The organism is Solibacillus sp. FSL K6-1781 (assembly GCF_038630735.1).
Taxonomy (GTDB): Bacteria; Bacillota; Bacilli; order Bacillales_A; family Planococcaceae; genus Solibacillus; species Solibacillus silvestris.
Genome location: NZ_CP152038.1, coordinates 30,532 through 57,500, shown reverse-complemented (window position 1 = coordinate 57,500; position 26,969 = coordinate 30,532). Strand labels below are relative to the sequence as shown.

The window sequence follows — 26,969 nt, the reverse complement described above, 5'->3', positions numbered from 1 at the left end:
TCTTGCGTTTTTGTTTAATAAAAAAAGAAACAAGACAACAAAACAGACCATAGCTAAAACTATGTATTGCATAGCACCATCCTTTTTTATTTAGTGGTAACATATGCAACTGCTTCGCTTCTTATTTCTAAAAAATTATTTAATTAGCACATGACGTACACGTGCTTCTTTATATAAGTAGTAATGTATGCTCTCGGCTCTTTTTCGTTCGGCAATTACATTTAAGTTATAATCGGCGGTCAACTCTTCAATTACCTTCGCACTTTGTAAAGCTTCTTTAGTCTCTTTAATAGAAGAAACTAGTTTGTCATCAAATTCTTTTTTGAGTTTCCCTTTCCGAGAAAATAACATGGGGCTTCCTCCTAGATTACAACTCGCGTCTACCTTCCAGCGCTTTCGATAATGTTACTTCATCTGCATATTCTAAATCTCCGCCAACAGGTAATCCGTGTGCGATACGTGTAGTGCGAATTCCTGATGGTTTAACAAGGCGCGAAATATACATTGCCGTTGCTTCCCCTTCTATTGTCGGGTTCGTCGCTAAAATTAACTCTTGTACACGCTCGTCATGTAAGCGACCCAATAGCGAAGCTACATTAATATCTTCAGGTCCTACACCGTCCATAGGTGAAATTGCACCGTGTAACACATGATAGAGACCTTGATAGTCACGCATCTTCTCCATAGCTATTACATCTTTCGGATCCTGCACAACACAAATTGTTGAAACATCACGTTGTTTATCCGAACAAATATGGCAAGGGTCGATATCTGTTATATGACCACATTGTGAGCAATACATTAAATTACGTTTTGCATCGACAAGCGCTTTCGCAAATGTCGATACAGTATCTTCCTTCATTGTTAGTACGTGAAATGCCAGTCGAGCTGCTGTTTTCGGACCAATGCCCGGCAGTTTCATAAAGCTGTCTATTAATCGAGATATCGGCTCTGGATAATGCATCCTGTTCCCCCTCCTTTAAAAAGGCACATCCCAATGCTTGAGATGTGCGCTACGTTCTACTTGATTCAAATTAGAAAGGAAGGTTCATTCCTTGTGTAAATTTGCCCATTGTAGAATTTGTTGTTTCTTCAACTTTTTTCAGTGCTTCGTTTGTTGCAATAACGATTAAATCTTGCAGCATTTCGATATCTTCCGGATCTACTACAGACTCATCTAAATTCACTTCAAGCATTTGACGTTGGCCGTTCATTACTACCTTCACCATACCGCCACCTGCTGCACCTTCGAATAACTGTGCATTTAAAGCTTCTTGTGCTTCCATCATTTCTTTTTGCATCTTTTGCATTTTTTTCATCATGCCTTGCATATTACCCATACCACGCATCTTATTTCCTCCTTAAAATGTGTATTTACTCTTCGATAACTTCAACAAAGTCTTTTCCAAAACGTTTTTCAGCTTCTGTAATAAGCGGATCTTGCGCTTCCATTACTTGAACATCGTCAAGGAAATGGGGCTCCTCTATTAAATCTTCCACCGCATTCATATCATCCGATGGTGATTTCTTTTGATTTAAGCCATTTTCATTTATAAAGTTTTCACGCAGACGAATCCAAGCCGGCTCCGGGATACATAAAAGTTCATATTGAATCCCTACTTCCGAAGCAATCTGCTGTGTAAACAACGAAACAAGTGCATTGTTGTCAGCTACCATTTGACAATGTATATCATACTTGAATTTTATCACAAAAGCACTTGCATTTGCGGCTACAGGCTCTGCATCCGCCAATAAAGCTGCATGTGATTTTTGTAAGCTTGCTAAACCGCCTGCCCATGCAGATTTCACTTTTTGCAGGTCTGGCTTTGTTGCAGTTTTTAGTACTTCCTGAATACGGCCAGTCGGGGCATTGTATTGATTCCCCTGCGGACGTACTCGCTGTCGGGCCTGTTCTTTTTGTTGAACAGGTGCTCCCCCTCCACCACTTTCAAGCTGTTGAGACAGTTGCCCTAACCTGCTTTCAAGTGACGCTACCTTACCTTCAATAGCCGGATCGACTGCAGCGGCCCCTTGTGGTGAAGCTTTATATTGTGCCATTTTTAAAAGGGCAGTTTCTAAATATATTTTCGTATGATGCGAAAAGCGCATTTCCTGCTGGGTCTTCGCTAAAATATCAATAAAGCCGTAAAGTGTATTAGCTTCAAACTGTTCCGCTAATGACAGAAACTTTTCATCCGGTGAAATAAACTCCAATAATTCCTCTAACGTACCATCCGTCTTTAATAGAAGCAGATCCCGGAAAAATGTAATAAAGTCTTCTGCAAGGCGTAATGGTTCTTTCCCATCCGCAATTAAATTTTCGACACTGCCTAATACTTGGGCAACATCCTTTTGCTGTAGTGAAATCGCAATATCGTAAAATGCATCCTGGCTTACAGAACCTGTTACAAGAAGTACATCGTCCAATTGGACATGCTCATTACTAAATGAAACAACCTGATCAAGTAAACTTAATGCATCACGCATACCTCCTGCTGCAGCTTGAGCAATTGCCTTAAGCGCCTGCTCATCATAACCCATACCGATATCTTCCAATACAACCTTCATACGCTCTACTATATCTATAGAAGAAAGTCGTTTAAAATCAAATCGCTGACAACGGGAAATAATTGTTGCTGGTAGCTTGTGAGGCTCAGTTGTCGCTAAAATAAATACCGCATGTTCAGGTGGTTCCTCAAGTGTTTTTAATAATGCATTAAATGCACTCGTAGAAAGCATATGCACCTCATCTATAATGTACACTTTGAAACGCGCATTTGCCGGGGCAAAACGGACTTTTTCGATAATATCACGCATTTCTTCCACTCTTGAATTGGAAGCAGCATCAAATTCGATTACATCTGTATGTGAACCTTCAGTAATACTTAGACATGTAGGGCATTCATTGCATGGCTCACTTGCCGGGGCATTTTCACAATTCAATGCTTTCGCGAAAATTTTAGCTGTACTCGTTTTCCCTGTTCCTCGAGGACCGGAAAATAAATAAGCATGTGTTGTCTTACTTGCGAGGAGAGCATTTTGAAGGGTCCTCTTTACATGTGTCTGACCTGACATTTCTCTAAATGACTGGGGTCTATAAACACGATAAAACGCTTGATATGTCAACCTTTCCCCTCTCCCTTCCATTTAAAAATACATACATTCAGTATAGCATAAAGTAAATATAAACTCTTTTGAAATAAGATGAATAAATTATGCCTCGGCGTAATTAAGTGGAGATTTTTCAGACCCACAGGATGTGGGTCAGTCAGCCGTTGTCACATGATGCGACGTTATTAGACTGACTTCTATTCCCTTAAAAAATCTGTGACATCCGCCAGGTGTTTATCTTCATTCGGCGGGCTCTTTAAAAGCTCGCCGAATGAGATAAACTCTCTTTTTCATATAAAAAACGCACCCACCAATAAATGATGGATGCGTTTGAAATGGTAATTTAATACCGTGCACCTTTCTTCGACTGCCGCACATAAGCGTTACTCTTGTCGCCAGCTCGGGTTAGGCTACCCCGCGGCACATAAGTGATACCACTTAATGCTGCTTCCTTCCGGACCTGACATGGTTCATGGGTACTTATTGCGCAGGACCCAACCGTCAACACTACGTGCAAAAGGCAGACCAAACAATACGGACAGCCTCAGAAAAGGAATTCAATCTTGCTAGAGCGGATTGCAAGTTACAGGGCACCGCTACCTCCCCATCTAGCACGGCAAGTATTAGTATACTAAGCAAGCTATTAAATTGCAATGAATTGCTTCAATTAAATTTTCCCAACGCTAGCAGAACTATACTCTAGAATGTCCTTTTAATATTTCACATCATCACTTTCACTTGATAAATTGGACTTTCACTTCACCAAGCGTATTAAATGATGCTGTAAATTTGTCACCAGGCTCTGCTACAACAGCAGAAGATAAAGCCCCAGATAAAATGACTTCACCAGATTTTAATGTAACGTTGTATTCATGTAATTTATTCGCTAACCAAGCAACACAGAATGCTGGATCCCCTAATACATCCGTCCCTTTTCCTTCATTAATTACTTCATTGTTTTTTATAAGTTCCATATGAATTGCTTTTAAATCAATATCGTTCACATTAACTTTCTTTGACCCTAGTACATATAATCCGCATGATGCATTATCCGCTACTGTATCTACAAGACTTATTTTCCAATCTTTAATTCGGCTATCTACAATTTCAATGGCCGCTATTACATAATCTGTCGCATCTAAAACATCCTCAACTGTAACATTTGGTCCTACTAAATCTTTTTTTAGTACAAAGGCAATTTCACCCTCAATTTTTGGTTGAAACAGTTTACTAAGTGAAACGATGCCTTCATTCGGAACTTCCATTGAGTGAAAAAGGTGCCCATAGTCTGGCTGGTCCACTCCTAGTAAATTTTGCATTGCTAAAGATGTTAAGCCAATTTTTTTCCCTGAAATCACTTCACCCTTGCTTGTAGCTGCTTCAACTCTCTGAATCTGAATGGCATAAGCCTCATCAATTGTCATCATAGGGTTTAATATAGAAAGAGGTTCTGAAACGGAAGTATGCTTTTCATAAGCCCTATCTAATAATTCTATAGCTTTTGACATCAATCCCTCTGTCATATTCACTACTCCTTTCATTTAAATTGCTTTTGATGGAACCGCCTTTTCAACTTGCTGCAACCAGTGAATAGAAAAAATCCCCTTTGGCAGACGTCTTTGCCGTTCCATTCGTTGGATTTGACCTGCTGCATCAATTGAAATATATGTTCTTAATTGTTTATTCGGCAGTTCTAAAATCACTTTATAAATACCTGCAGATGGCAACATTGTCTTTTCAATTTGCTGAAATTTATTACCGTCCCAATGCACCTTGGAATTAAAGTGATCTCCTAAGAAGTGTGGGATTTCATGAACAGCGGCCGCAAGTAAACGTTGACGAATCGCACTTGAGCTGATTTTTTCACCATCATAATCAATGCATTCTACTTTCGTAACCGTGATTTCCCCATTGGAATCAGCCACTATTTGCGAGAGTTTAGCTACACCCTTCACACCGTAGGAAAAATCAAATCCTGCTACTGCATGGACAACATCAAGTTTCATTAAATAATCTTCTACAAATTGACTAGATGTGAGCGCAGCAAACGCCAATGTAAAATCCACCAGATAAAATAAATCAACACCAAGCTGTTTAAGCCGTTTTTCTTTTTCACAAGGAGTTGTTAAGTGCGGTACTATGCTTTGCCCCTTAGATAAAACATTGATAGGATGTGGACGAAAACTCATTACTGCTAATGGTAGTCCGCGCTTATTCGCTTCTTCACGAGCTGTCTTTATCACTTGCTGATGTCCAAGGTGGATCCCATCAAAATAACCGAGTGCCATTACGCAAGAAGTTGCCTGTTTTTGAATCAAGTGCAAATTTTGACTATTAATAAAATGCGTCTTCATCCAACAACCTACCTTTCTACAATCTAAGTTTATTTTTAATAGATTAAGCCTCTACTAATGTACTTAAATTACGATATTTACCTGCAAAGTATAGCAATGGATCGCCATCTGTAATCGTAATATCATTTACCTTACCGATAAATAATGTATGATCACCTTCAATATACTCAGCTGATACCTCGCACGAAACTTGTGCTAATGCTCCTGGAATAACAGGAACATCTGCTAAACGTTCAAATGAAACTTGCTGGTCTTTAATTTGCCCAGCAAAGATTTTTGAAATATCTTCTTGATTTTCTGCCAAAATGTTAACAGAAAATTTCTTTGAATCTTGAATCTTAGCAAGCATACGTGCATTTTCCTTAATTGAAATAACAACTAATTTCGGTGTAAGTGAGACAGACATGAAAGCATTAGCTGTCATACCATGTGGCTCACCCTCTGTTTCTGTTAGAATTACTGTAACACCTGTCGCAAACTTCCCCATTGCATCTCTAAATAAACGATCATCCATTTTTGTAACCTCCTCATTTAAATTTAAGATTGTATATTTGAATATAATTTCCAACTTCTAATTAAGCTTTCTGTAACTCTGCTGCAACTTCCAAAATCATATCTTCCTGTCCACCTACAGCTTTCCGTCTACCGATTTCCATTAAAATATCCCGTGAATCAACACCGAACTTTTCGGCTGCTTTTTGGGCATGTAATAAGAAACTTGAATACACTCCAGCATAACCAAGTACAAGACTGCCTCTCGTAATCTCTTGTGGTTGCGGTAAAATAGGCGCAATGATTTCCTCTGCAACATCCATTATTTTATAAAGGTCCACCCCTGTTTGAATGGCCATTTTATCTAGTACGCTAACAAAAACTTCTGTTTGCGTATTACCGGCACCCGCACCTAAGCAACGAATACTACCATCAATACGTTCAGCACCGGCTTCAATTGCTGCCAATGAATTTGCAACAGCTAAAGATAAATTATTATGCGCGTGGAATCCTATCGGGACAGCAATTTCCTGTTTTAACGCCTGTACGCGATCCATTACTTGATTTGGTAATAAAGCACCCGCAGAATCTACAATATAAATGACATCTGCTCCGCCATTTACCATAATTTTTGCCTGTTCTACAATTTCCCTTGGCTCTGCCATATGCGACATCATTAAAAACCCCACTGTTTCCAAGCCTAACTCTTTCGCATAAGCAAGATGTTTTAAAGATACATCCGCCTCTGTGACATGTGTTGCTACACGTACCATCGAAACACCTAAATCGGCTGCTCGCTTAATATCTGGCTTCGTTGCAATACCAGGTAATGATAACACCGCAATTTTTGCATGCTTTGCTGTTTCTACTGCCGCTTCAATTAATTTGAATTCATCTGTTAAAGAGCGGCCATATTGAATCGTTGAGCCACCTAATCCATCACCATGTGCAACTTCGATATAAGGTATATTTGCTGCATCTAAACCAGCAACTGCAGCACGCACCTGGGCTTCTGTGAATTGGTGACGCATCGCATGACTGCCATCTCTTAAAGCGACCTCTGTTAGTATGACATCTCGTTTCATCAGTAATCCCTCCCGTTATAATAATGCTTTTGACTTCGCCCATTCCTCGGCAATTTTAATCGATGCCGCTGTAATAATATCTAAGTTTCCAGCAAAAGCAGGTAGGTAGTCTGCAGCACCCGCAACTTCTAAAAATACTGAAATTCGATTCCCCTCCACAAATGGGCGAGACTTAAGACGATAGCCGGGAACATACTGCTGAACGGCTTGTTCCGCTTGAACTAGCGCTTCATAAAGAGTATCTTCCTCTACAGGTCGATCCACTAATAAATGAATGGTGTCATTCATCATAATCGGCGGTTCCGCAGGGTTTAAAATCAGAACGGTTCTTCCTTTCCTAGCACCACCTACAAGCTCGATTGCCCGCGAAGTTGTCGCTATAAATTCATCGATGTTTGAACGAGTTGCAGGACCCGCACTTTTACTTGCAATAGTTGCCACGATTTCGGCATACTCGACATTATATAATTTGGAAACTGCATGAATAATCGGTATTGTCGCTTGCCCTCCACATGTCACCATATTTACATTGTCTGCATTTGGATGAGCATGAAGGTTAACAGTAGGTACAATTAGCGGACCAATTGCTGCAGGAGTTAAGTCAATGGCACGGATGTTACGTGCCCGTAATTGTTCAGCATGCTTTATATGTGTATAGGCGCTTGTCGCATCGAATACAGCATCAACTTGCACACCGGCATCCAAAAATCCGTCTAACCCTGTGTGAAAGGTTTGAAATCCAGCTTCACGCGCTTTGCGTAAACCATCTGATTCTGGATCAATACCAATTACTGCTACTAATTCTAAGTTGGATGAACGCATTATTTTTTTCATTAAATCCGTACCGATATTACCTGAGCCTAAAATAGCAACTTTTAAATTTGACATTCATTAATCCTCCTTTTGTCAAAACTATTAAGACATATCATTTGTAAACGCTCTCAAATTTAAGTTGAAAGTAGCATTTACGTGCCTTTTAATAGATGATATTATTTTAAATATTCAAAAATTTGAAATGGAAACAATTCTGGAAAATTAGTTTCCACACTTTACAGGTTAAAACTTTCAATACATAAATCCCCTAGGTCCAAAAAACTCAACGTTTAGAACTTCACAAATAAATGATAGCATAGCGAAAAGAAAGAATATTCACACATTAAATAGCTAATTCTGAATTTTTTTAGCGTAAATCGTTTAAAAAACTTAATTAAGCCAGGGGGATCATTATGAATTTAAAGCAAAAAAATTTAAATGATGTATTTCATTTACCTAAAGATGAGGCTTTAACAGCATTTTATGATCGAATGATAACAATTCCAACTACTGCAAGAACAGCATTAAAAAAAGAACTACTGTCAATTATAGGAGAAGATCGCTCGAAAGGCGTTTTTGTTCGATATGGTTGGCATTGTGGTGTTAGCGATGCTAGAAAAGCAAAGTTATACCACTACGAGGATGAGCTGGAATTGATTTTAGGCGGTACAAAATTTCATATGTTACACGGCTATGTTGATCGAGTAAGCGTATCTGACATTCATTATGATGAGAAGAATTATTTAAAAAAAATAGACGTTATTTGGGAGAATTCTTTTGAGGCCGATGAGTTTTTGGCAGATGGGAACTTAAGTGATCGTCCAATTTGCCATACACTATGTGGTTATGCAAGTGGCTATTTATCCACGGTATTAGAAAAGACCATTCTTGTAAAAGAGGTGGAGTGTCGTGCAATGGGGTATGAGCAATGTAAAGTAATTTGCATGCCTCTCGAAGAATGGGGTCATCAAGAACACGAATACAGCTATTACCAGTCAACTAGCATAATTCAAGAGCTAGACGAAATAACAGCAAAACTGAAAATAGAGCGTGATTATTTAAAACAAGCAAATGAAGTTCAACGAAAATTAACCCATGCACTTTTATCAAAGCAAGGGCTCCAAAAAATCGTCAATCTATTAAATGAATCAACCGGTTTACCAATATTCATTGAAAACGAGACGAATGAAGTAATTATAAAATCAGCAGATGTCATGATCGATTTTGAGTTGGAAAAAATTGAAATTGATACTACTGAATTTATAACTATTACACCTGAACTGGGAATACTTAGAACCCCTATTTATTTTGAAGAGCAAATTAAAGGTTATTGTTCATTTATATATCAGACGGGGAAAAACCCAACGGAATTAGAATACATGATTATCGACAAAACTGCTTTAACAGCATCTGTCATTTTACTAAATGAAAATATTAAAATTGGTACGGAACAGAATATAAAGCGAAGTTTTTTAAGCGATGTATTGGATGGTAAATTAGAGCAAGATGAAATTTATAAAATTGCTCATTACCTCAATTTTCCACCTACTGAATCGTATTGGTTGCTTACATTAGAAAGAACATTAAATCATTCTAATATCAGTGATGAAATAGAAGTAAACGAAGAGTTGATCAGACAAATTATCCTATTTTTAAATGAAAGAAATATTAATGCCCTTGTCTCGCAAAAGACCGATAAACTCATTATCTTAATTGAATATCCAACATTTAAAAGGTTAAATACAGTGCCCCACACATTTATAAACCAGTTACTAAAATACTGCTTACGTCGTTTTAAAAGTTACGAATTTTATATAGGAGCAAGTACGGTTATAGAAGATTTGAGCCAAATCAATATTTTATACAACGAGACATTGGCAGCGTTAAAGGCAAAAAACCCAGAAAAGCATATTTGTTTCTATGAAGATCTGGAAATTGAAGGCGTACTTTTCCAAATTAAAGACGAGGTTCTAATCGATCGCTTTGTAATGCAACAATTAGGTAAATTATTGGAGATAGACAAAGATTACGATTTAACAAAAACGATTTATACCTATATTGAGAATGGCATTAATATCAATAAAACAGCGAAAGCTCTTTCCATGTCTATTAGTGGATTAAGGTACCGCTTATCTAAAATCAGCGAAATTTTAAATATTGGCTTAGATGATACAAAGCGCCTTTTCTCTGTCTATATGGCATTAAAAGTATTAAAAGTTAAAAACCAAATTATATTTTAAAGTCCCCTTACAATTAATTTAAAAGTTCTTAAAGCCTTAGAAAGTAGCATTTTTTACTTTCTAAGGCTTTTTTTAAAAAATCAGTAAAGAATATTAACAGCATGAATAGAGCGTTAAATAACTATTATTACTCATTCCCCCAACCCCAATAAAACGCATTTAGTCTAAATATTCTAAAAAAAAGCGTTTTTCCGTATTTTAAATAGCTATCTCAATAAATTCAGATAATTATAATAATAGATAACCAGTACGACAAGATGCTGTGATAACGCTTACAAATCAAAAAGGAGGATTTATATGACAATTAATTCTTTGGCACTTCTTGAAAAGACATTGAATCGTGAAGAACTACTCCAAAAGGCAAAAGAAGTAGGTGAGTTAGCAGAGAAATATGCAGATCAAACTGATTTTGATAGAAAATTACCGGATGAAGTCATGGAAAAGGTAAAAGAAGCCGGCTTCCACAAGTTACTTAGACCAAAAGCATATGGTGGGCAAGATTTAGACTACTATACATTTGGGGATATTATCCGAACTGTAGCGAACTATAATGTTTCAGCAGCATGGTTAACATACTTTGCTATTATTCATGAAACTTGGCCAGCTTTTTTAGACAAACAAGGTCGGGAAGAGCTATTCGGCACTGGGGAATTAATGGCCGATGTATTTGCTCCGATTGGTAAGGTCGTAAATGATGGTGAAGGATATCGTATATCAGGAACATGGAACTTCTGCAGCGGCATTCCTTACTGCGACTGGGTTGCACTAGGCGCTATTCATCAATTGCACGATGGGACAGAACCAGAATTTGGCCTGTTTATTGTCCATAAAAAAGATTTTGAAATTGTTGAAAACTGGGATTCCCTAGGTTTACGGGGAACAGGCAGCAACGCTGTAAAGTTAGATAATGTCTACGTTCCAGCAAATTATGTTTTTCCGGTAACTCGAGTAGTGAATGGGGCAACTGCACCGGACGGTAATTACGAACCGGATTACCAAATTTTCAATGTTCCCTATCTTGCATTCTTCTTAGCTGGTTTCTCACATGTAGCAATTGGTGGTGTGGAACGCTTAATACGAAACTTTAAAGAAAAAACAGAACATCGTGTTCGTATTTTCAACAATAATACAAATGAAAAAAATGCAGGTACGGCACAGCGGACACTTGCAGAATTAAATATACAACTAACTGCTTTAAAAGCTTTAGCAAAAGATTATGCAGATCGCTTACACCGTTACCAGGATGAGGGTATCCGCGTTTTAGATGAGGAAGAACGCGAACAGTTATTTGCAATTCGCGGCTATATTGCAAAAACTTCTGCAGAAATGGCCACTCGTATTTTAATCACGCTTGGTGGTAACTCAGTCTACAAGAGTGATGGAACAGAAAGATTTGTTCGAGATATTCTTACCGTTGCTGCTCACCCAACACATCAATACGAAGATGCAATGGCCGGATACGGAAGCGCAATTCTTGGATTCAAAGGACATCCGACTTGGTAAATTCAAAACTATGAATTTTACTATAAAAAAATAAACTTATGAAAAGTGGAGGAATTTAATATGACAAAAGAGCCTATGTTTGACGTTGCACAACTTGCACACTTTGAAATTTACAGCCCTAAATTAGAGGAATCAGTAGAATTCTTCAAAAATATTCTTGGTATGGATGAAGTAGGTCGTCGAGGTAACTCAGTTTATATGCGTGCTTACGAGGATCATTACCATAACACGTTAATCATTACAGAAAATGATGAAGCTGGTTTAGGTCATATTGCTTTAAGAGCTACTTCTGCTCAAGCATTAGAGCGCCGTGTAGCTGAAATCGAAAAAACTGGATATGGGATTGGTTGGATTGAAGGAGATGTCGGTCACGGTCGTGCATACCAATTTACAACTCCAGACGGTCATAAAATTGAGCTTCTATGGGATGTTGAGTATTATGAAGCCCCTGAAGACCAAAAAACACCATTATTAAATCGCCCGCAAAAACGTCCAAATCGCGGTGTGCCGGTTCGTCGCTTAGACCATATCAACTTATTAGCAAGCGATACTGACAAAAACGTTGAGTTCTTAAAAGAGGTGCTTGGTTTTAACTTACGTGAACGCATCGTAGCGGACGACGATTCTTCCATAGCTGCATGGTTAAGTGTAAGTAATTTAGTACATGACATTGCAATTATGGGCGATGCATTAGGTGAATCAGGTCGCCTGCACCATATTTGCTATTGGTACGGATTCCCTCAGCATTTATCAGATGTTGCAGACCTATTAATTGAAGCTGGCTATAATATTGAAGCCGGTCCAGGTAAGCATGGCGTAACTCAAGCTGCATTCTTGTATGTAATGGAACCAGGTGGAAACCGTGTAGAATTATTCGGTGACCCAGGCTATCAAATTTTTGATCCTTCTTGGAGAACTGTGGAATGGAAAGGTAAAGATTTAGAAAAGTCTATTATTTGGCATGGTTCTACCTTACCGCAGGAATTCTTCCAATATGGTACTCCTATTAAATCTGGAGAACTTGTTAAACCTTAGAAATATAACTTATTAGAAAGATGGAACTTGTTTTCTTCTTTCTAATTAATTCTCAATACAATTAACAAAAAAGGAGTGGCTGAATTGAACATTAGTTCAAACTATTTAAATATCAATGGTGTTAACACACACTATCATGAAGAAGGTACTGGAAGTGAAACAATCATTTTAATACATGGATCAGGACCTGGTGTGTCTGCACTTGCAAACTGGCGTTTAGTTATCCCTCGTCTTAGTGAATCGTATAGAGTTTTAGCGCCAGATGTTATCGGTTTTGGTGAAACAGATAAATTAGCAGACCATAATTACAATATTGAGCTATGGGTGGAGCACTTAATTGGCTTTATTGAAAAGGTTGCTGATGAACCCGTTTATTTAGTTGGTAATTCATTTGGTGGTGCATTGTCTCTTCATATCGCATATCGCAGACCAGATTTAGTAAAAAAATTAATCTTAATGGGTAGTGTTGGCACAAAGCATCCAATTTCTGATGGTCTAGACCGTGTGTGGGGCTATGAACCAAGTTTAGAAACAATGAAAGAGCTTATTAAATTGTTCTCGTACGATCAAGCAGCTGCAAATAATGAGGAACTTGTTCGCATGCGCTATGAAGCGAGCATGCGCCCTGATGTAAGAGATGCGTTCTCGGCAATGTTCCCGGAACCGCGTCAAAAAATGTTAGATGAAATGGCTTTAGAAGATGAGCAGATTAAGCAAATTGAGATTGAAACATTAATTTTCCATGGCCTGAATGACCAAGTGATTCCAATCGAAGAAACAAGCTATCGATTAATTCAATTACTACCTCACGCACAACTACATGTATTTAATGAATGTGGGCACTGGACTCAAATCGAAAAAACAGAACCATTCATTGAAAATATTTTAAGCTTTTTAAAAAATTCATCCAATAAAGTTTATGCCTCAAAAAAATAAATCAATAGTAAAACGAGACATCCTCTATAAATTTGGATATCTCGTTTTCTCTATTTAATCAGCTTATAATTTTCCCGAAAAAATTATTGACGCAAATCTCATTTCGTGGTAAATTAATCTTTGTCGAAAAGACATCTTATATTTTGGAGGTATACCCAAGTCTGGCTGAAGGGATCGGTCTTGAAAACCGACAGGCGGGTAACACCGCGCGGGGGTTCGAATCCCTCTACCTCCTCCATTTTTGAACTTTCATCCGCTACATTAGTTAAGCGGTTTTTTTTATTGCAAAATTCACTTTAAAGTACTATTTCAATTCATTGGAAATAGTACTTTTTTGTATTTGTAGACGACTTTCTTGTACAATTAAGTACTATGTCATGTATGTAAAGGGCGGTATATTAAAATTGGAATCGACTCAGCCACATATTAAAACAATGAAACTTTTCTTATTTATGCTACTTGTCGGCTTATTGACCGCTATTGGTGGCGAAATTAAAATAATTCCGTTTGAAGAGGGACCTTTTCGTTTCGGATTAGGGAGCATTATTTTCTTTTTCGCCTTACTGATCCGTCCATTACCGATTGTATCTACAGGTTTATTGACTGCACTGATCGTCATTGTCGGTCGGTCGTTACTGGATATTTTTATTTATGGACAAAGCTTCGTTACTCATATTGTTGAACATTTGCCGGCAGGCGCTTTTTATACAGTCTTTGCACTATGTTTTAAATTAATTCCACTGGACGAATTAAAAAAACAGCCGCTTATGCTCGGTTTATTAGCAACAGCATTTGAAGTACTCTCCAACACGATCGAACATGTATTAACGGATATTCTGCTTGTTTCTGATCAGGAAACATTTACTTCTTTTCTACTGTTCATCCTCGTTGGATTGTTACGCAGCTTTTTTGTTGTCGGCATTTACAGCATGATAACAATGTCAGAACAGAAGAAACAGCTAAAACAGCTCATGACGATTCATTCGGAACTATATGTAGAAGCATTGTATCTTCAAAAAACGATGACCCAAATCGAACAGCTAACAGCAAACAGTTATCAGCTTTACAAAAAACTGAAAACAAATGAAGAGCAGCTAGCTTCTGAAGCTTTACATATTGCCCAGGAAATCCATGAAGTAAAAAAAGATAATGAACGGATTCATGCCGGACTCTCTAAAATAACAAAGAGAAACTACCCGTCAAATTTTCTGTTGTCTGAGTTACTAAGTTTTATTATTGAGGCTAATGAAAATTATGCCGCCTATTTAAATAAATCGATTTCCATTACTCTTATTTGTCCAGATGATTATCAAACAAAAAACCACATTGCACTATTTGCTATTTTAAATAACCTAATGGCAAATGCTGTGGAGGCAATTGAAGTAAGCGGATTTATTACTTTGAATGTTGTAGCCGAACAGGATATGACTTCCTTTATCGTAGAAGATAATGGAGTTGGTATTGATCCGGCACTCATTCCAATTATTTTTGATGCAGGCTATACATCCAAGTTTAATGAACAGGGCCAAGGTTCTACAGGAATTGGTCTTTCCCATACAAAAACAATTGTTGAAAATCTTGAAGGGAATATTCACGTAACAAGTGATACCTCGACTTGCTTTGTTGTGCAAATCCCTACAGAAAACATTCAAAAGGAGAATGACTAATGCGTTATTTTATAGTAGATGATGACCGGGCAAGCCGGATGATGCTCAGTAATATTATTAATGACTGTGAACTCGGAGCTGTCATTGGGGAGGCAAAAAACGGTCTGGATGCCATTCCCCAAATTTTAATGATGCAGCCGGAATTTGTTTTAATCGATTTACTCATGCCGAAATTGGATGGAATTGAAACAATTGAACGACTACAACAAAATGGCTTTAAAGGCCAGTTTATTATGATTTCACAAGTTGTAAATAAGGAAATGGTCGCTGAAAGTTATTCGAAAGGAATTGAATTTTTCATTCATAAGCCTATCAATAAAGTTGAAGTACAAATGGTATTAAAACGGACAACTGAGCAATACTTATTAAGAAATTCTTTGCAAGTTATTCGCCAGTCCCTGACAAACTTTGATATTACAGATGTAACACATACAAAAAAGACGGCGCGAGAACATATTCAGTCCATCTTAAATGATATGGGAATTGTTGCTGAAGTTGGCAGTGAAGATATTATTAAAATTATAGAACAGCTATTAATCGAGAAGCATAAAATTGCACCGCTTCCTCCATTAAAGGAAGTATATGAACGTGTTGCAATGCTGACGAAAAATACGCCAGACGAAATTGTAAAAGAGAGTAAAGCAATTGAACAACGTGTACGCCGGACTATATTAGCTGCCATGATTAACTTGGCGAACTTAGGGATTGTCGATTACACGAATTCTGAATTTGAATACTATACCCCCCGCTATTTTGATTTAACGGACATTCGTTATTTAATGAATCAAATAGAGAATAATGATCAACGTAAAGCAAAAGTAAACATAAAAAAATTCATTCAAGTATTGTATTCAGAAATTATTAGTAAAGTTGATTAGTCGGATTTTGTCGGATTTTGTATGTATCTAATAAAATTAGTTTTAGGCTAGTCCTGAATCTAAATTTTTAGGGGGAACTATATTTGAAAAAGTTTAAAATTAGTTTAGCCGCGCAAATTTTAATCGGTCTTGTACTTGGTGTTATCGTAGGTGCTGTGTTCTTCGGTAACGAAAATGTACAATCATACTTACAGCCACTTGGCGATATTTTCTTAAACTTAATTAAGATGATCGTAGTACCGATTATTATTTCGACACTGATTGTTGGGGTTGCCGGAACTGGTGACATCAAACAGTTAGGTCGACTTGGCGGTAAAACACTTATTTACTTCGAAGTTATCACAACAGTCGCGATTGCTGTTGGTTTATTAGCAGCTAACCTATTCCAACCAGGTGCTGGTATCGATATGAACGAATTACAGAAATCTGATATTTCTTCATATGTTGAAACAACGGAAGCTGAAGAGGACAAAGGAACTTTCCAAATTATTGTAGACATCGTTCCTAAAAACATTATAAATGCAATGGCAGAAGGCGACATGCTTGCAATTATTTTCTTCTCTGTAATTTTCGGTTTAGGTGTAGCAGCAATTGGAGAACGCGGAAAACCAGTGCTCGCATTCTTCCAAGGTACGGCAGACGCCATGTTCTGGGTCACAAACTTAGTAATGAAATTTGCACCAGTCGGCGTATTTGCACTTATCGGTGTAACCGTTTCCAAATTTGGTGTAGAATCCCTTATTCCATTAGGGAAACTGGCGATTTTAGTATATGCAACAATGATTTTCTTCGTAATCGTTGTTTTAGGTCTTACAGCACGTATTTTCGGTATTAATATCTTCAAATTAATTCGTATGATCAAGGACGAGCTTTTACTGGCATTCTCTACTTCTTCATCAGAGACAGTATTACCTCGTATTATGTTAAAAACAGAAAAAATGGGTGCACCAAAGGATATCGTTTCATTCGTTATTCCAACAGGTTACTCATTCAACTTAGACGGTTCGACACTTTACCAGGCGATTGCAGCAATCTTCATTGCGCAAATGTACGGTATTGACCTTTCAATTGTGGAACAGATTACATTAATGCTTGTATTAATGGTAACATCTAAAGGAATCGCCGGCGTTCCAGGGGTATCTTTCGTGGTACTTCTTGCAACATTAGGCACTGTAGGTATTCCGCTTGAAGGTTTAGCATTTATCGCAGGTATTGACCGTATTTTAGATATGGCTCGTACAGCTGTAAACGTAGTAGGTAACACATTGGCAGCACTTGTAATGGCGAAATGGGAAAAGCGTTTCGACGAGAAGCAATTTGCTGAGTATCAAGCTGCGAACTTAAAATAAAATTAGAAAATGGCGTAGTGAACGATTTCACTACGCCATTTTTTATTTTACTACTTTTGCTAAATATGCGCGGATTGATGCTTCCCCATTATGTAATGCTTCATGTGCCCGCTCTTCATCTTTTGCTACTTTAGCTTCCGCTGCCTCTATAATCTGCTCGATATCCTTCTGAGGGATAATAACGACCCCATCACTATCACCAATTACATAATCACCTGTTTGAACAGCGACATTTCCTACAGATACAGCTATACCTACTGTCCCGCCACCATGTTTATTGCCTGCTGCTACTGTTGTACCTAATGAAAAGACCGGAAAATCGATTTCTTTTGCAGCTGCTATATCGCGAATAACCCCGTCCACGACAAAACCTTGAACACCGACACCTTGTGCTAGCTGCATAACAAAGTCACCCGCTACAGCACGATTCGTATTGCCTTTAGCATCGATGACTAATATTTCCCCTTTTTCTGCCTGACTAATTGCTTCAAGTACCGCACCATTTTCCCCATCTGGCAGGCGGACCGTTCTCGCTTTCCCTGCAATTTTGAAGTGTTCGGCAAGCGGTTTAATTGCTGATGCCACATTCGTATGTCCCCCTGTTGCATCGGAAATTGCCGTCGTTGGTAATGCACGTAAGCGTTCTACCATTGATAAAGTCATATTCCCATCCCCTTTTTGCTATAATGTTACAAATCATTAAAATTTGTAATTACTGTTAGCATAAACGGTACAACTTATTGTTCGCAATATTTTTTTAAATCGTTAAAAACTTTTCTATGTTGGGAATACTGGAAATAAAAGAAAGGAGGGATATACATGAATAATCCGCTTATTGAAATAGTAACAGATGAAAGCGGGAACACAACTTATAAGATGAAGACCTTCGATATCAAAGTTATTGCCCGACTGACAGGTGGTCTTGCTCCTACAATTACGTATATGCACCAGGATAAAGACGTTACAGATGATATACGGGCGATTCGCTTTCATTTTGAAAATCCGGCGTCATACATCGAAAATTATGCTTCTTTTCAGAGGATGCTTTATGAAAGGGAACAGCGCGCAGTGAATGAGCTATACGAATCCATCAGTATGAAGCCTAAAAATATGACGACAGGTAAACAAGTTTTATGGAGCTTTTTTGTCTTTCTGCTCATTATGACACCCATTTTTGTTATTGTTTGGACGAAATAAAAAAGACTGATTTCCGTTACATATAGAAATCAGTCCTTTTTATTATTTTCGTAAATGGCTTGTTTGTTCAAGCATATATCCGATACGTGCAACGACATCCTCAACTTGTGCAGGATTTTTCATTAGATCGTAATCGTTAATATCAATACGCAATACTGGACATGCATTGAAATTGTTAATCCAGTCTTCATAACGTCCGTGCATTTCTTCCCAGTACGAATGAGGTGTTTGCTGCTCCATCTCGCGTCCACGTTCGTGGATACGACCAATCACATCATCAATCGGACCTTCCAAATATACAAGCAAATCCGGGTGCGGGAAATACGGTGTCATCACCATCGCATCAAACAAATTTGTATATGTTTCATAATCTGTCGGTGTCATTGTCCCTTTGTCATAATGCATCTTTGCAAAAATACCTGTATCTTCGTAAATAGAACGGTCTTGTATAAAGCCTCCGCCATATTCAAAAATACGCTTCTGTTCTTTAAAACGTTCAGCAAGGAAATATACTTGCAAATGGAAGCTCCACTTTTCAAAATCGTCATAGAATTTATCTAAATAAGGGTTTGTATCAACCTTTTCATAAGATGTACGGAAATTTAAGCTCTGTGATAATGCTTTAGTCATTGTTGACTTTCCGACACCGACTGTTCCTGCTATTGTAATCACTGCATTCGCAGGAATATTGTACTTCTCTCTTAAGTTCATTTCTGATGCAAACTCCTTTGTTGTAACTTTTCCTCTACTAATCGTAGTACGTACTGTAAATCTTCTTCACTTTTCACAAAATCAAGCTCATCCCCATTTAATGAGATAACAGGAATTTCTGGATGCATCTTTTCAAAATGTCCGATAAATTGATGATAATCGCTTGAAAGTTGTTCCATATATTCACGGGAAATATTCTTTTCCACTTCCCGACCGCGCATTGCGATTCGTTTCATTAATGTATCCAAGCTTGCATGTAAGTAAATGACCATATTGGGCTTTGGCATATCAGCAGTTAAAATTCGGTAGATCGACTCGTACTTTTCATATTCTGTCGGCTTTAAAGTACGCTTTGCAAAGATCAAATTTTTAAATATATGATAATCAGCCACTACAGGCCCTTGTGCTTCAATAATTTCATGAATATCAGATAGCTGTTTATAGCGATTGCACAGGAAAAACATTTCCGTTTGGAAGCTCCACTCACTAATATCTTCATAGAACTTACCGAGAAATGGATTTTCATCTACAATCTCTTTTAATAAATGATAGTCAAACGTTTGTGATACGGCCTTAGATAATGAGGTCTTCCCAACACCAATCGGACCTTCTACTGTTATAAATGGCACAGACATTAGAAGTGCTCCTTCTCTTTTTATAGTCAATGCTTTTAATTTTATCACAACGCTCTTTAGACAACAAAGCAAACAATTCTATTTTACCGAATTCATGCATAGCCAATTTCTAGTAATTAAATTGTGCTAGTGCTTCCTCTTGTAGTTCAAATAATTTTTCACGCTGTTTATCATAGTCTGCGGTAATTTTTTCTTGCTGAGCAAGTACCATTTCCTGAAGAGACTGTTCTTTTTCCAATAGGCTTTGTTCTATTTGCTCATATTGTTTATCTGTTTTTTCGGCTAAATCCTGTAACGCCTCGAATAACTGGTCGTCTAGCTGGCTTTGTGAAGCTGCTTCATTATCAACTAGGTTTTCGATTGCCTCATCACGTTGTAGCACCAGTTCATGGCAGCTTTCTTCAAACTGTTGTTCGGCTTCCTCGAATTGCTGTTTATATTTAATCAAGATGTCGGTTAACTCCTGATATAAATTATCCATTGCCTGTTCCATTGCCTCTGTCAGATCTGGAGCTTGTTCAATTTGTGCTAATGGCGCTTGTTGCTGATCATGGTAAAATTGAAACTTCCTGCGTTCTTCCGTTTGTTTTTGCTCTAGTAGTTCAATTTTATTGACGTGATGGTTTTTTCTTTCTTCTTCATAAGTAATTTTATAGTTTTCCAATAGGACTTTTCTTTTATGGTCGAATAACTTTCTAATTTTTTCGATCGCTTGTTCACGATTATTGTTAAGATTGTTTTCTTCATTTTCATGCTGCTGTGCAATGGCTACCTTTTGCTGTTCATATTGCTTTTGCAATGTGTCAGTTACTTGTTGTTCATTTTTCTCAATCGTCAACAATTTCTGTTCATACTCTTTATGCAGATCAGCCAATGCCTTATCAAAATACTCATCTACTTCTTTCTCTGTTTGAAATGACTTCATCGCTGTACTCCTTCAAACTTTTCTTTCATCATAGCATGATTTATTTCTTGTCGCTCAAGTATTCACCGGCATGCTAAACTAGGATTTAAGGAGTGATAGATGAATGCTCGAAAACAAAGATCACCAATACATGCAGGAAGCATTGAAAGAAGCAAAAAAAGCAGCTGCCCTTGGGGAAGTACCGATCGGCGCAGTTATTGTATATAAAGATGAAATTATTGCACGTGCACATAATTTACGCGAAACAACCCAAAATGCACTGACACACGCAGAAAGCATGGCCATTCAGGAAGCCTGCAAAAAAGTTGGCAGCTGGCGTTTAGAAGAAACTACTTTGTACGTCACGCTTGAACCTTGCCCGATGTGTGCAGGGGCTATTTTACAGTCGCGCATACCTCGGGTTGTTTACGGGGCACGGGATATAAAGGCAGGCTGTGTCGACTCATTATACCGTCTGCTGAATGATGCGCGTTTTAATCATGAATGTACTGTAACAGAAGGTGTGATGGCAGAAGAATGCGGACAAATTTTAACGGACTTTTTCAAGGCGCTACGCGAGCGTAAAAAAGCAGAGAAGTTGGCGAGAAAACAACAAACCGAAAAGTAAGGTGATGGAATGAACGGATTTACCATTTTCGATTCGATCCATATAATGTGGCTTATTTTTATTGCCGGTTTTTTAGTTGTTTCATTATATGTTTATCATTATTCTTCTCGTGAAAAACAATATGTTTTTCAAAAAACGGTATTCTGGCTGCTGCTGTTTTCAGAAATAGCAAAGCAACTTTATTTACTCATAACGGACCAATATTCGTATTGGAGTCCCCCGCTTCATTTATGCGGCTTTGGCATTTTCATTATTGGCTGGCATACGTATTTTCCAACACGGACAACAGCTACATTACTATACACGCTTACGTTGCCCGGAGCTGCAATTGCACTTTTATTCCCCGGGTGGACAATTGATCCGGTTGGCGACTTTTTGCATTTTCACAGCTTTCTATTTCATGCACTGCTCGTCGTATTTGTTGCGGTTTTGATTTTGGAAAAACAGCTGATGACAACTTTTACGGATATTTGGCGGGCTCTCTTGTTTCTGCTTATCACAGTTCCGCCAATTTATATATACAATGCTCATTTCCGTACGAACTTTATGTTTTTAAATCGCCCTGTAAAAGGAACGCCTCTTCAATGGCTATACGATGCATTTGGGGCAGCTGGCTATTTATTAAGTTTAGCCGGAGTTATAGTTAGTATTTGGATAGTGCTTTATGTACTTCTTGCTATACAAAAACGGCGAAACATTACAGAGTAGATGTTTCGCCGTTTTTATTATGTTTTTTCATTAATCCATTTTAATAATGATTCGAGAATTATCGCCTGTCGCTAATAGATCAAAACCTTCATTTATTTCATCGAGTGTAATAATATTTGATAACAGCTGATCGACCGGCAGTTTTCCGGTTTTCATCATATGCAAATAATGCGGAATATCTCTTAATGGCACACAGCTTCCTATATATGAACCTTTTAGCGTTTTTTCTTCTGCTGTCAATGTTACATAAGGGAAAGAAAACTGATGTTCAGGATGTGGCAGTCCTGTTGTCGTTGTTGTACCGCCACGCTTTGTAATGGCATATGCCACTTCCATCGCTGGAACGACACCCGCAGTTTCAAAAGCATAATCAACCCCGCCATTTGTATAGGCTTTCACTTGTGCGACTACATCAGCATCCTTCGAATTAAAGACGGCTGTTGCCCCCAATTCCTTTGCCTGCTGCAGCTTCTTTTCATTAATATCAATTGCGATTACTTCACGGGCACCAGCTGCAATGGCCCCGAGCAGCGCACTTAAGCCAATTCCGCCTAAACCGACAACAGCAACTGTTTTTCCAAGCTGGACTTTCGCTGTATTTACGACAGCGCCTACCCCTGTAATAACTGCACAGCCAAAGAGCGCCAGTTTTTCAAATGGCAAGTCCTCTTCCACTTTTACGAGGGAATTCTGCGATACGACTGCATACTCCGAGAAGGCAGATACCCCAACGTGATGCCCAATCTTTTCAGTCCCTGCATGTAAACGGACCCCGCCACCGATCAATGTTCCGTCTCCATTTGCCTTTGCACCCGGTTCACATAATGCCGGACGTCCTTCTGCACAAGGTACACAATGCCCGCAACTTGGTACAAATACGCAGATTACTTTATCTCCTTGCTTAAAGTTCATAACACCAGGCCCTACTTCTTTAACGATTCCTGCTGCTTCATGACCAAGAGCCATTGGTAAAGGACGTGGACGACTCCCGTTAATGACTGACAAATCCGAATGGCAAAGGCTTGCCGCTTTTATTTGAATCAATACTTCCCCTTCTTGAGGAGCATCCAACTCAATTTCTTCGATATGGATCGGCTTGCTTTCCGCATAGGGCTTAGTTACACCGGATGAGCGTAATATGGCAGATCGAATTTTCATGATGATGTCCTCCTTAAATTAACTTAATTCCTATAAATTTTAAATCTGACATCCCTTCAATTGCATAACGTATTCCTTCTTTTCCAGTACCGCTCTCTTTTATCCCGCCATATGGCATATGGTCAAAGCGTCGTACCGAAGATTCATTAATCCAAACGCCTCCTGTTTCCAGCTCCTCTGCAAACTTTAAGGCACGGTTAATATCTGAAGTAAACACACCTGCCTGTAATCCGTAATCTGAATCATTGGCAGCGGCCAACACTTCGTCCTCTTCAGTAAATGGTATGAGTGCAACCATCGGGGCAAATACTTCCATACATACGACCTGCATCGACTTTGTAACATTTTCCAAAATGGTCGGCTCGAGTAATGTGCCGTTCCTCTTTCCGCCCGTACGAATTGTTGCCCCTTGTGATACTGCTTCTTCAATCCAGGTTGCTGCACGGATTGCCGCGTCTTCTGTAATCATTGGCCCCAGTTGTGTTTGTTCCTCAGCAGGATTCCCTATTACCAGCGCTTCCACTTTTTCCTGTAGTAATTGTGCAAACTGGTCATAAACAGATTGCTCGACATATATCCGCTGTGCAGAAACACATGCCTGACCGGCAAATGTAAAACCGGACATCGTAATGGTAGACGCTGCGTACTCTAAATCGGCATCCGCAAATATAATGTTCGGAGCATTGGAGCCAAGCTCAAGAGTTACCGGCTTCTTTCCTGCCAGTTCATGAATATGCCATCCTACTTTTCCGCTCCCCGTAAAGGTTACTTTTTTCACAAAAGGGTGTTTTACCAGTGGCTCAACTAATTCCGTGCCTGGCCCTTGAAGGATATTTAACGCTCCTTTTGGCAATCCCGCATCCTGCAATAATTCATATAGCAAAATAGAAGACAGCGGCGTTTTTTCGGCTGGTTTCAAAACGACTGTATTTCCAACAGCAATGGCCGGAGCAATTTTATGCAAAGCTAGGTTTAAAGGGAAATTAAATGGCGTAATGGCAGCAATTACTCCTAAAGGTACACGTTTTGCAATGCCAATTTGACGTTCGCCGCCAATTGCACTATCCATCGGAATCTGGTCTCCTGCCAGCCGCTTTGCCTCTTCACTTGCGAACAGCAGCACTTGAACCGCTCGTGTTACTTCTCCCCGTGCCTCATTAATCGGTTTTCCTGCTTCCAAAGAGATGGTTTTCGCAAACTGTTCGCTCCGTTCTTCAAGTAACAATGAAGCTTTACGTAAAATACGGCTACGTTCATGTGCAGGCATTTTGCGCATCGTTGCATTAAATGTTTGCTGTGCGACTTCAATTGCTTCATGTACATCTTCAATTGAGGCACAGGCAATTGTTGCAATCAGTTCCTGATTAAAAGGATTTAAAACATCCATCGTCTTTTCTTCTTGAAGACGGTGCTCTCCATTGAGTACAGATCCTATTTTTTGCATATTCTTCCCTCCGTTATGACAATGACACCCTAAGTAAGGCTTACTTAGGGTGCAAATTTATTATTCGTAATAGCCTTCTGTCGATTTGATAAACGATTTAAATTGCTTTGAATCATGTCCGAACCAAATTTCAGAGTCATTACGTGTAGCAAATTCTCGGATTCTTTCTACAGTAGAGTTGTAGCCTACTGAATCATACAAAATTCCGGGCGGCTTAACTGGTGGACCATAGCTTTCTTCTGTGTATAATGCATCGGATGCAAGTAAAACATTTCCGTGACCCGGGAGTTCGATGTGCAAGCCCAGCATACCGTAAGCATGCCCTGGACCAAAATTTAAAATTTTAATGCCTTCTACTAGTGGCACTTCTTTTTCATGAGGTTTAATAGTACGCCAGCGCAGTTCTTTTTGAATCCAAGCCATGACATCGCCCCAAATATAGGCCCCCATATTTCGGGTCATCGCAAATGTTTTCATGACATTTGACAGTTCCGTATCATGAACGATAATTTCTGCGTTTGTAAATAACTCCAGGCAACCTGCATGGTCTAAATGCAAATGTGAGGCAATGACATATTTGATGTCTTCCGGGCGAACTTTCAATTGTTCAAGTCGATTGATCAAATAGCATTCTTCACTTTGGAAGGCAGGGAACAGTTGCTGAACCCCTTCCGGCCAACGCCCATCATCTCCCATTCCGTCCGGGTTACAGCCTGTATCAAATAAAATTTTTCCTTCTGGGTGGTCAATCAGTACTGCATAAACGGGAAACTCGACAAACTCGGCTGGCGGATTCGGATTAGTGATGCTTGCTGGATTGTGCATGGCAATCATATAGTTTTTATCCATTTTCATTGTCCCTGTATCAAGCACGTATACTTTTTTATTACACATCGTAATTCCTCCCATAATGTTTTTATTTTTTTACAAGACTTCTATTTTTTTCAGCATTGCAAGCGTAAATCCACCGTCACCACCTTTCAAGATCCATACTTTTAAGTCGGAATGATCGTGGCACGTGTAACCGTACGTTTTGCGGATTCATCCAACGCTATTTTAATTTCCTCAAAACTAAAGCTTGCATCCAATAATGTTTCAAACGGGTAGCGGTCAATATTGCGCTCCAGGAAGTCGAGTGCCTTTTTTAAATACCATGGGTTGTAGCGCAGAACGGGAATAATTTGAATTGCTTTACGCGTTAAATAACCAGGATCAAATTCCACCGTTTGTCCAGGTGAGATATTGCCGATTACAATGTAACGGCCGCCAGCTCGAATATACTCCACACCTTCAGCAAAAGCCTGAGGAACACCTGCTACTTCGAGGGCAACATCCACTCCTTGATTTCCTGTCAGACGCATAATTTGTGCAACGCGCTGTTCAACCGTTGGAAAGTCCGATATTAAAATTACTTCATCTGCACCAAATGTCTTTGCCTGTTCTAAACGGCTTTCAACACCATCTACTACAATGACTTTCAATTGCTTTTCTTTCGCAACAGCAATCGCATTTAATCCGAGTCCGCCCGCGCCTTGAATGAGAATTGTTTCCCCTGAGACAACATTTCCTTGCTCCAGCCCAAAATACACCTGGGATAATGCACAGTTTGCGCTTGCTGCGACACTGTTTGATATATTGTCTGGTACTTTATAAAAATACTGATCGGAATGAATATAATAATGCGTACCGAATGTCCCATGGAAATGCGGTGCTTCCTCTGTCGGTAAACGCCAATACTTATAAGCATTTTCACATAAGTTAAATTGTCCATGCTGACAAGGCGGACATTTACGGCAAGTCAAAAAGTAAGCACTTACAATTCGGTCCCCGACTTTTACAGGGGTACCCGCAAAATCTGTTTCGACTCCTTCACCTAACGCATGAATTTCACCTATCATTTCATGTCCTAAAGCCCCACTGCGTATGACCGGATGATGCCCTTTCCATATATGCAGTTCAGATCCGCAAATATTTGTTTGAATGATTTTTACAATTACCGCTCCTGGTGCCGGCTCCACCAATGGATACTCTTTAAAAACGAGTTCCATCGGGGATGTCATTTCGGCAACTCTTCCCTTTGTCTCACGCATGCACTCACTCGCCCTTCATTTTTCTGAAAAT

Annotated in this window: 28 protein-coding genes, 1 tRNA gene and 1 other RNA gene (1 of these 30 running past the window's edge); 11 read left to right on the top strand and 19 right to left on the bottom strand. The window is 38.9% G+C overall.

Annotation, left to right across the window (positions count from 1 at the left end):
- The 11 genes from MHH37_RS00260 to MHH37_RS00210 form a co-directional block, all read right to left on the bottom strand.
- Window positions 1–72, bottom strand: the 5' end (the start) of a protein-coding gene (locus tag MHH37_RS00260; RefSeq protein WP_008408643.1) for a pro-sigmaK processing inhibitor BofA family protein. Its footprint begins 198 nt before the window's first position; only the first 72 of its 270 coding nucleotides appear in the window; the start codon lies at window positions 70–72; the stop codon falls past the left edge of the window.
- Between the two features lie 63 nt (window positions 73–135).
- Window positions 136–351: a YaaL family protein gene (locus MHH37_RS00255; RefSeq protein WP_008408642.1), complete on the bottom strand. Its 216-nt coding sequence runs from the start codon at window positions 349–351 to the stop codon at window positions 136–138.
- Window positions 352–367: 16 nt separating this feature from the next.
- A complete protein-coding gene (gene recR / locus MHH37_RS00250) occupies window positions 368–964 on the bottom strand; it encodes a recombination mediator RecR (RefSeq protein ID WP_008408641.1) in 597 nt (198 codons plus the stop codon).
- 70 nt (window positions 965–1,034) lie between these two features.
- A complete protein-coding gene (locus MHH37_RS00245) occupies window positions 1,035–1,349 on the bottom strand; it encodes a YbaB/EbfC family nucleoid-associated protein (protein WP_008408640.1) in 315 nt (104 codons plus the stop codon).
- A gap of 25 nt (window positions 1,350–1,374) precedes the next feature.
- A complete protein-coding gene (dnaX, locus tag MHH37_RS00240; RefSeq protein WP_340797545.1) occupies window positions 1,375–3,126 on the bottom strand; it encodes a DNA polymerase III subunit gamma/tau in 1,752 nt (583 codons plus the stop codon).
- Between the two features lie 334 nt (window positions 3,127–3,460).
- Window positions 3,461–3,728: signal recognition particle sRNA large type (ffs, locus tag MHH37_RS00235), an RNA gene on the bottom strand.
- A gap of 117 nt (window positions 3,729–3,845) precedes the next feature.
- Entirely contained in the window at window positions 3,846–4,634 is a 789-nt protein-coding gene (locus MHH37_RS00230; RefSeq protein ID WP_342574548.1) for a fumarylacetoacetate hydrolase family protein, read from the bottom strand.
- A gap of 18 nt (window positions 4,635–4,652) precedes the next feature.
- The gene (locus MHH37_RS00225) at window positions 4,653–5,465 is read right to left on the bottom strand and encodes an FAD synthetase family protein (RefSeq protein WP_340797543.1); all 813 of its coding nucleotides are present in this window, start codon (window positions 5,463–5,465) and stop codon (window positions 4,653–4,655) included.
- A gap of 43 nt (window positions 5,466–5,508) precedes the next feature.
- Window positions 5,509–5,979 (bottom strand): flavin reductase family protein, encoded by a 471-nt coding sequence (locus MHH37_RS00220; RefSeq protein ID WP_008408636.1) that lies wholly within the window; start codon window positions 5,977–5,979, stop codon window positions 5,509–5,511.
- A 61-nt stretch (window positions 5,980–6,040) separates the two neighbouring features.
- Window positions 6,041–7,042 (bottom strand): 4-hydroxy-2-oxovalerate aldolase, encoded by a 1,002-nt coding sequence (dmpG, locus tag MHH37_RS00215; protein WP_340797542.1) that lies wholly within the window; start codon window positions 7,040–7,042, stop codon window positions 6,041–6,043.
- 15 nt (window positions 7,043–7,057) lie between these two features.
- Entirely contained in the window at window positions 7,058–7,930 is an 873-nt protein-coding gene (locus MHH37_RS00210) for an acetaldehyde dehydrogenase (acetylating) (RefSeq protein ID WP_342574543.1), read from the bottom strand.
- A 338-nt stretch (window positions 7,931–8,268) separates the two neighbouring features.
- Between MHH37_RS00210 and MHH37_RS00205 the strand changes: the two genes are divergently transcribed.
- The 8 genes from MHH37_RS00205 to MHH37_RS00170 all read left to right on the top strand — a co-directional run bounded on the left by MHH37_RS00205 (window position 8,269) and on the right by MHH37_RS00170 (window position 17,463).
- The gene (locus MHH37_RS00205) at window positions 8,269–10,095 is read left to right on the top strand and encodes a helix-turn-helix domain-containing protein (protein WP_342574542.1); all 1,827 of its coding nucleotides are present in this window, start codon (window positions 8,269–8,271) and stop codon (window positions 10,093–10,095) included.
- Between the two features lie 297 nt (window positions 10,096–10,392).
- Window positions 10,393–11,598: an acyl-CoA dehydrogenase family protein gene (locus MHH37_RS00200; RefSeq protein WP_065216338.1), complete on the top strand. Its 1,206-nt coding sequence runs from the start codon at window positions 10,393–10,395 to the stop codon at window positions 11,596–11,598.
- Between the two features lie 60 nt (window positions 11,599–11,658).
- Complete coding sequence (locus MHH37_RS00195; RefSeq protein ID WP_008408626.1) at window positions 11,659–12,633, top strand: catechol 2,3-dioxygenase; 975 nt, start codon at window positions 11,659–11,661, stop codon at window positions 12,631–12,633.
- An 84-nt stretch (window positions 12,634–12,717) separates the two neighbouring features.
- Entirely contained in the window at window positions 12,718–13,569 is an 852-nt protein-coding gene (locus MHH37_RS00190; protein ID WP_014822320.1) for an alpha/beta hydrolase, read from the top strand.
- 145 nt (window positions 13,570–13,714) lie between these two features.
- Window positions 13,715–13,807 (top strand) — tRNA-Ser (locus tag MHH37_RS00185).
- Window positions 13,808–13,973: 166 nt separating this feature from the next.
- A complete protein-coding gene (locus MHH37_RS00180; RefSeq protein WP_342574541.1) occupies window positions 13,974–15,236 on the top strand; it encodes an ATP-binding protein in 1,263 nt (420 codons plus the stop codon).
- Entirely contained in the window at window positions 15,236–16,114 is an 879-nt protein-coding gene (locus tag MHH37_RS00175) for a response regulator (protein WP_008408620.1), read from the top strand. Before MHH37_RS00180 ends, MHH37_RS00175 begins: the two co-directional genes overlap by 1 nt.
- Before the next feature lie 83 nt (window positions 16,115–16,197).
- On the top strand, window positions 16,198–17,463 hold the full coding sequence (locus MHH37_RS00170; protein ID WP_342574538.1) for a cation:dicarboxylase symporter family transporter: 1,266 nt from the start codon (window positions 16,198–16,200) through the stop codon (window positions 17,461–17,463).
- 42 nt (window positions 17,464–17,505) lie between these two features.
- Here MHH37_RS00170 and MHH37_RS00165 read toward each other — a convergent pair whose 3' ends face one another.
- Complete coding sequence (locus MHH37_RS00165; protein WP_008408616.1) at window positions 17,506–18,126, bottom strand: RraA family protein; 621 nt, start codon at window positions 18,124–18,126, stop codon at window positions 17,506–17,508.
- 156 nt (window positions 18,127–18,282) lie between these two features.
- Here MHH37_RS00165 and MHH37_RS00160 point away from each other — a divergent pair, with 156 nt between their 5' ends.
- Entirely contained in the window at window positions 18,283–18,660 is a 378-nt protein-coding gene (locus tag MHH37_RS00160) for a hypothetical protein (protein ID WP_008408614.1), read from the top strand.
- 42 nt (window positions 18,661–18,702) lie between these two features.
- On the opposite strand, the gene MHH37_RS00155 is transcribed toward MHH37_RS00160, so the two are convergent.
- The 3 genes from MHH37_RS00155 to MHH37_RS00145 form a co-directional block, all read right to left on the bottom strand.
- Window positions 18,703–19,371: a deoxynucleoside kinase gene (locus MHH37_RS00155; RefSeq protein WP_008408612.1), complete on the bottom strand. Its 669-nt coding sequence runs from the start codon at window positions 19,369–19,371 to the stop codon at window positions 18,703–18,705.
- Window positions 19,368–20,006: a deoxynucleoside kinase gene (locus MHH37_RS00150; protein WP_008408611.1), complete on the bottom strand. Its 639-nt coding sequence runs from the start codon at window positions 20,004–20,006 to the stop codon at window positions 19,368–19,370. Before MHH37_RS00150 ends, MHH37_RS00155 begins: the two co-directional genes overlap by 4 nt.
- 109 nt (window positions 20,007–20,115) lie before the next feature.
- A complete protein-coding gene (locus MHH37_RS00145; RefSeq protein ID WP_342574536.1) occupies window positions 20,116–20,931 on the bottom strand; it encodes a hypothetical protein in 816 nt (271 codons plus the stop codon).
- A 103-nt stretch (window positions 20,932–21,034) separates the two neighbouring features.
- On the opposite strand from MHH37_RS00145, the gene tadA reads away from it, so the two are divergent.
- Together tadA and MHH37_RS00135 are read left to right on the top strand one after the other, a co-directional pair.
- Complete coding sequence (gene tadA, locus MHH37_RS00140) at window positions 21,035–21,538, top strand: tRNA adenosine(34) deaminase TadA (protein ID WP_342574534.1); 504 nt, start codon at window positions 21,035–21,037, stop codon at window positions 21,536–21,538.
- Window positions 21,539–21,547: 9 nt separating this feature from the next.
- The gene (locus tag MHH37_RS00135; RefSeq protein WP_342574532.1) at window positions 21,548–22,246 is read left to right on the top strand and encodes a YwaF family protein; all 699 of its coding nucleotides are present in this window, start codon (window positions 21,548–21,550) and stop codon (window positions 22,244–22,246) included.
- A gap of 30 nt (window positions 22,247–22,276) precedes the next feature.
- Here MHH37_RS00135 and MHH37_RS00130 read toward each other — a convergent pair whose 3' ends face one another.
- The 4 genes from MHH37_RS00130 to MHH37_RS00115 all read right to left on the bottom strand — a co-directional run bounded on the left by MHH37_RS00130 (window position 22,277) and on the right by MHH37_RS00115 (window position 26,938).
- Entirely contained in the window at window positions 22,277–23,404 is a 1,128-nt protein-coding gene (locus MHH37_RS00130; protein ID WP_008408607.1) for a zinc-dependent alcohol dehydrogenase family protein, read from the bottom strand.
- Window positions 23,405–23,417: 13 nt separating this feature from the next.
- On the bottom strand, window positions 23,418–24,848 hold the full coding sequence (locus tag MHH37_RS00125) for an aldehyde dehydrogenase family protein (RefSeq protein ID WP_342574530.1): 1,431 nt from the start codon (window positions 24,846–24,848) through the stop codon (window positions 23,418–23,420).
- A gap of 60 nt (window positions 24,849–24,908) precedes the next feature.
- Window positions 24,909–25,742 (bottom strand): N-acyl homoserine lactonase family protein, encoded by an 834-nt coding sequence (locus tag MHH37_RS00120; RefSeq protein ID WP_014822327.1) that lies wholly within the window; start codon window positions 25,740–25,742, stop codon window positions 24,909–24,911.
- 101 nt (window positions 25,743–25,843) lie between these two features.
- Window positions 25,844–26,938, bottom strand: a complete 1,095-nt coding sequence (locus MHH37_RS00115; protein ID WP_342574528.1) for a zinc-binding dehydrogenase — start codon at window positions 26,936–26,938, stop codon at window positions 25,844–25,846.
- Between the last annotated feature and the right edge of the window lie 31 nt (window positions 26,939–26,969).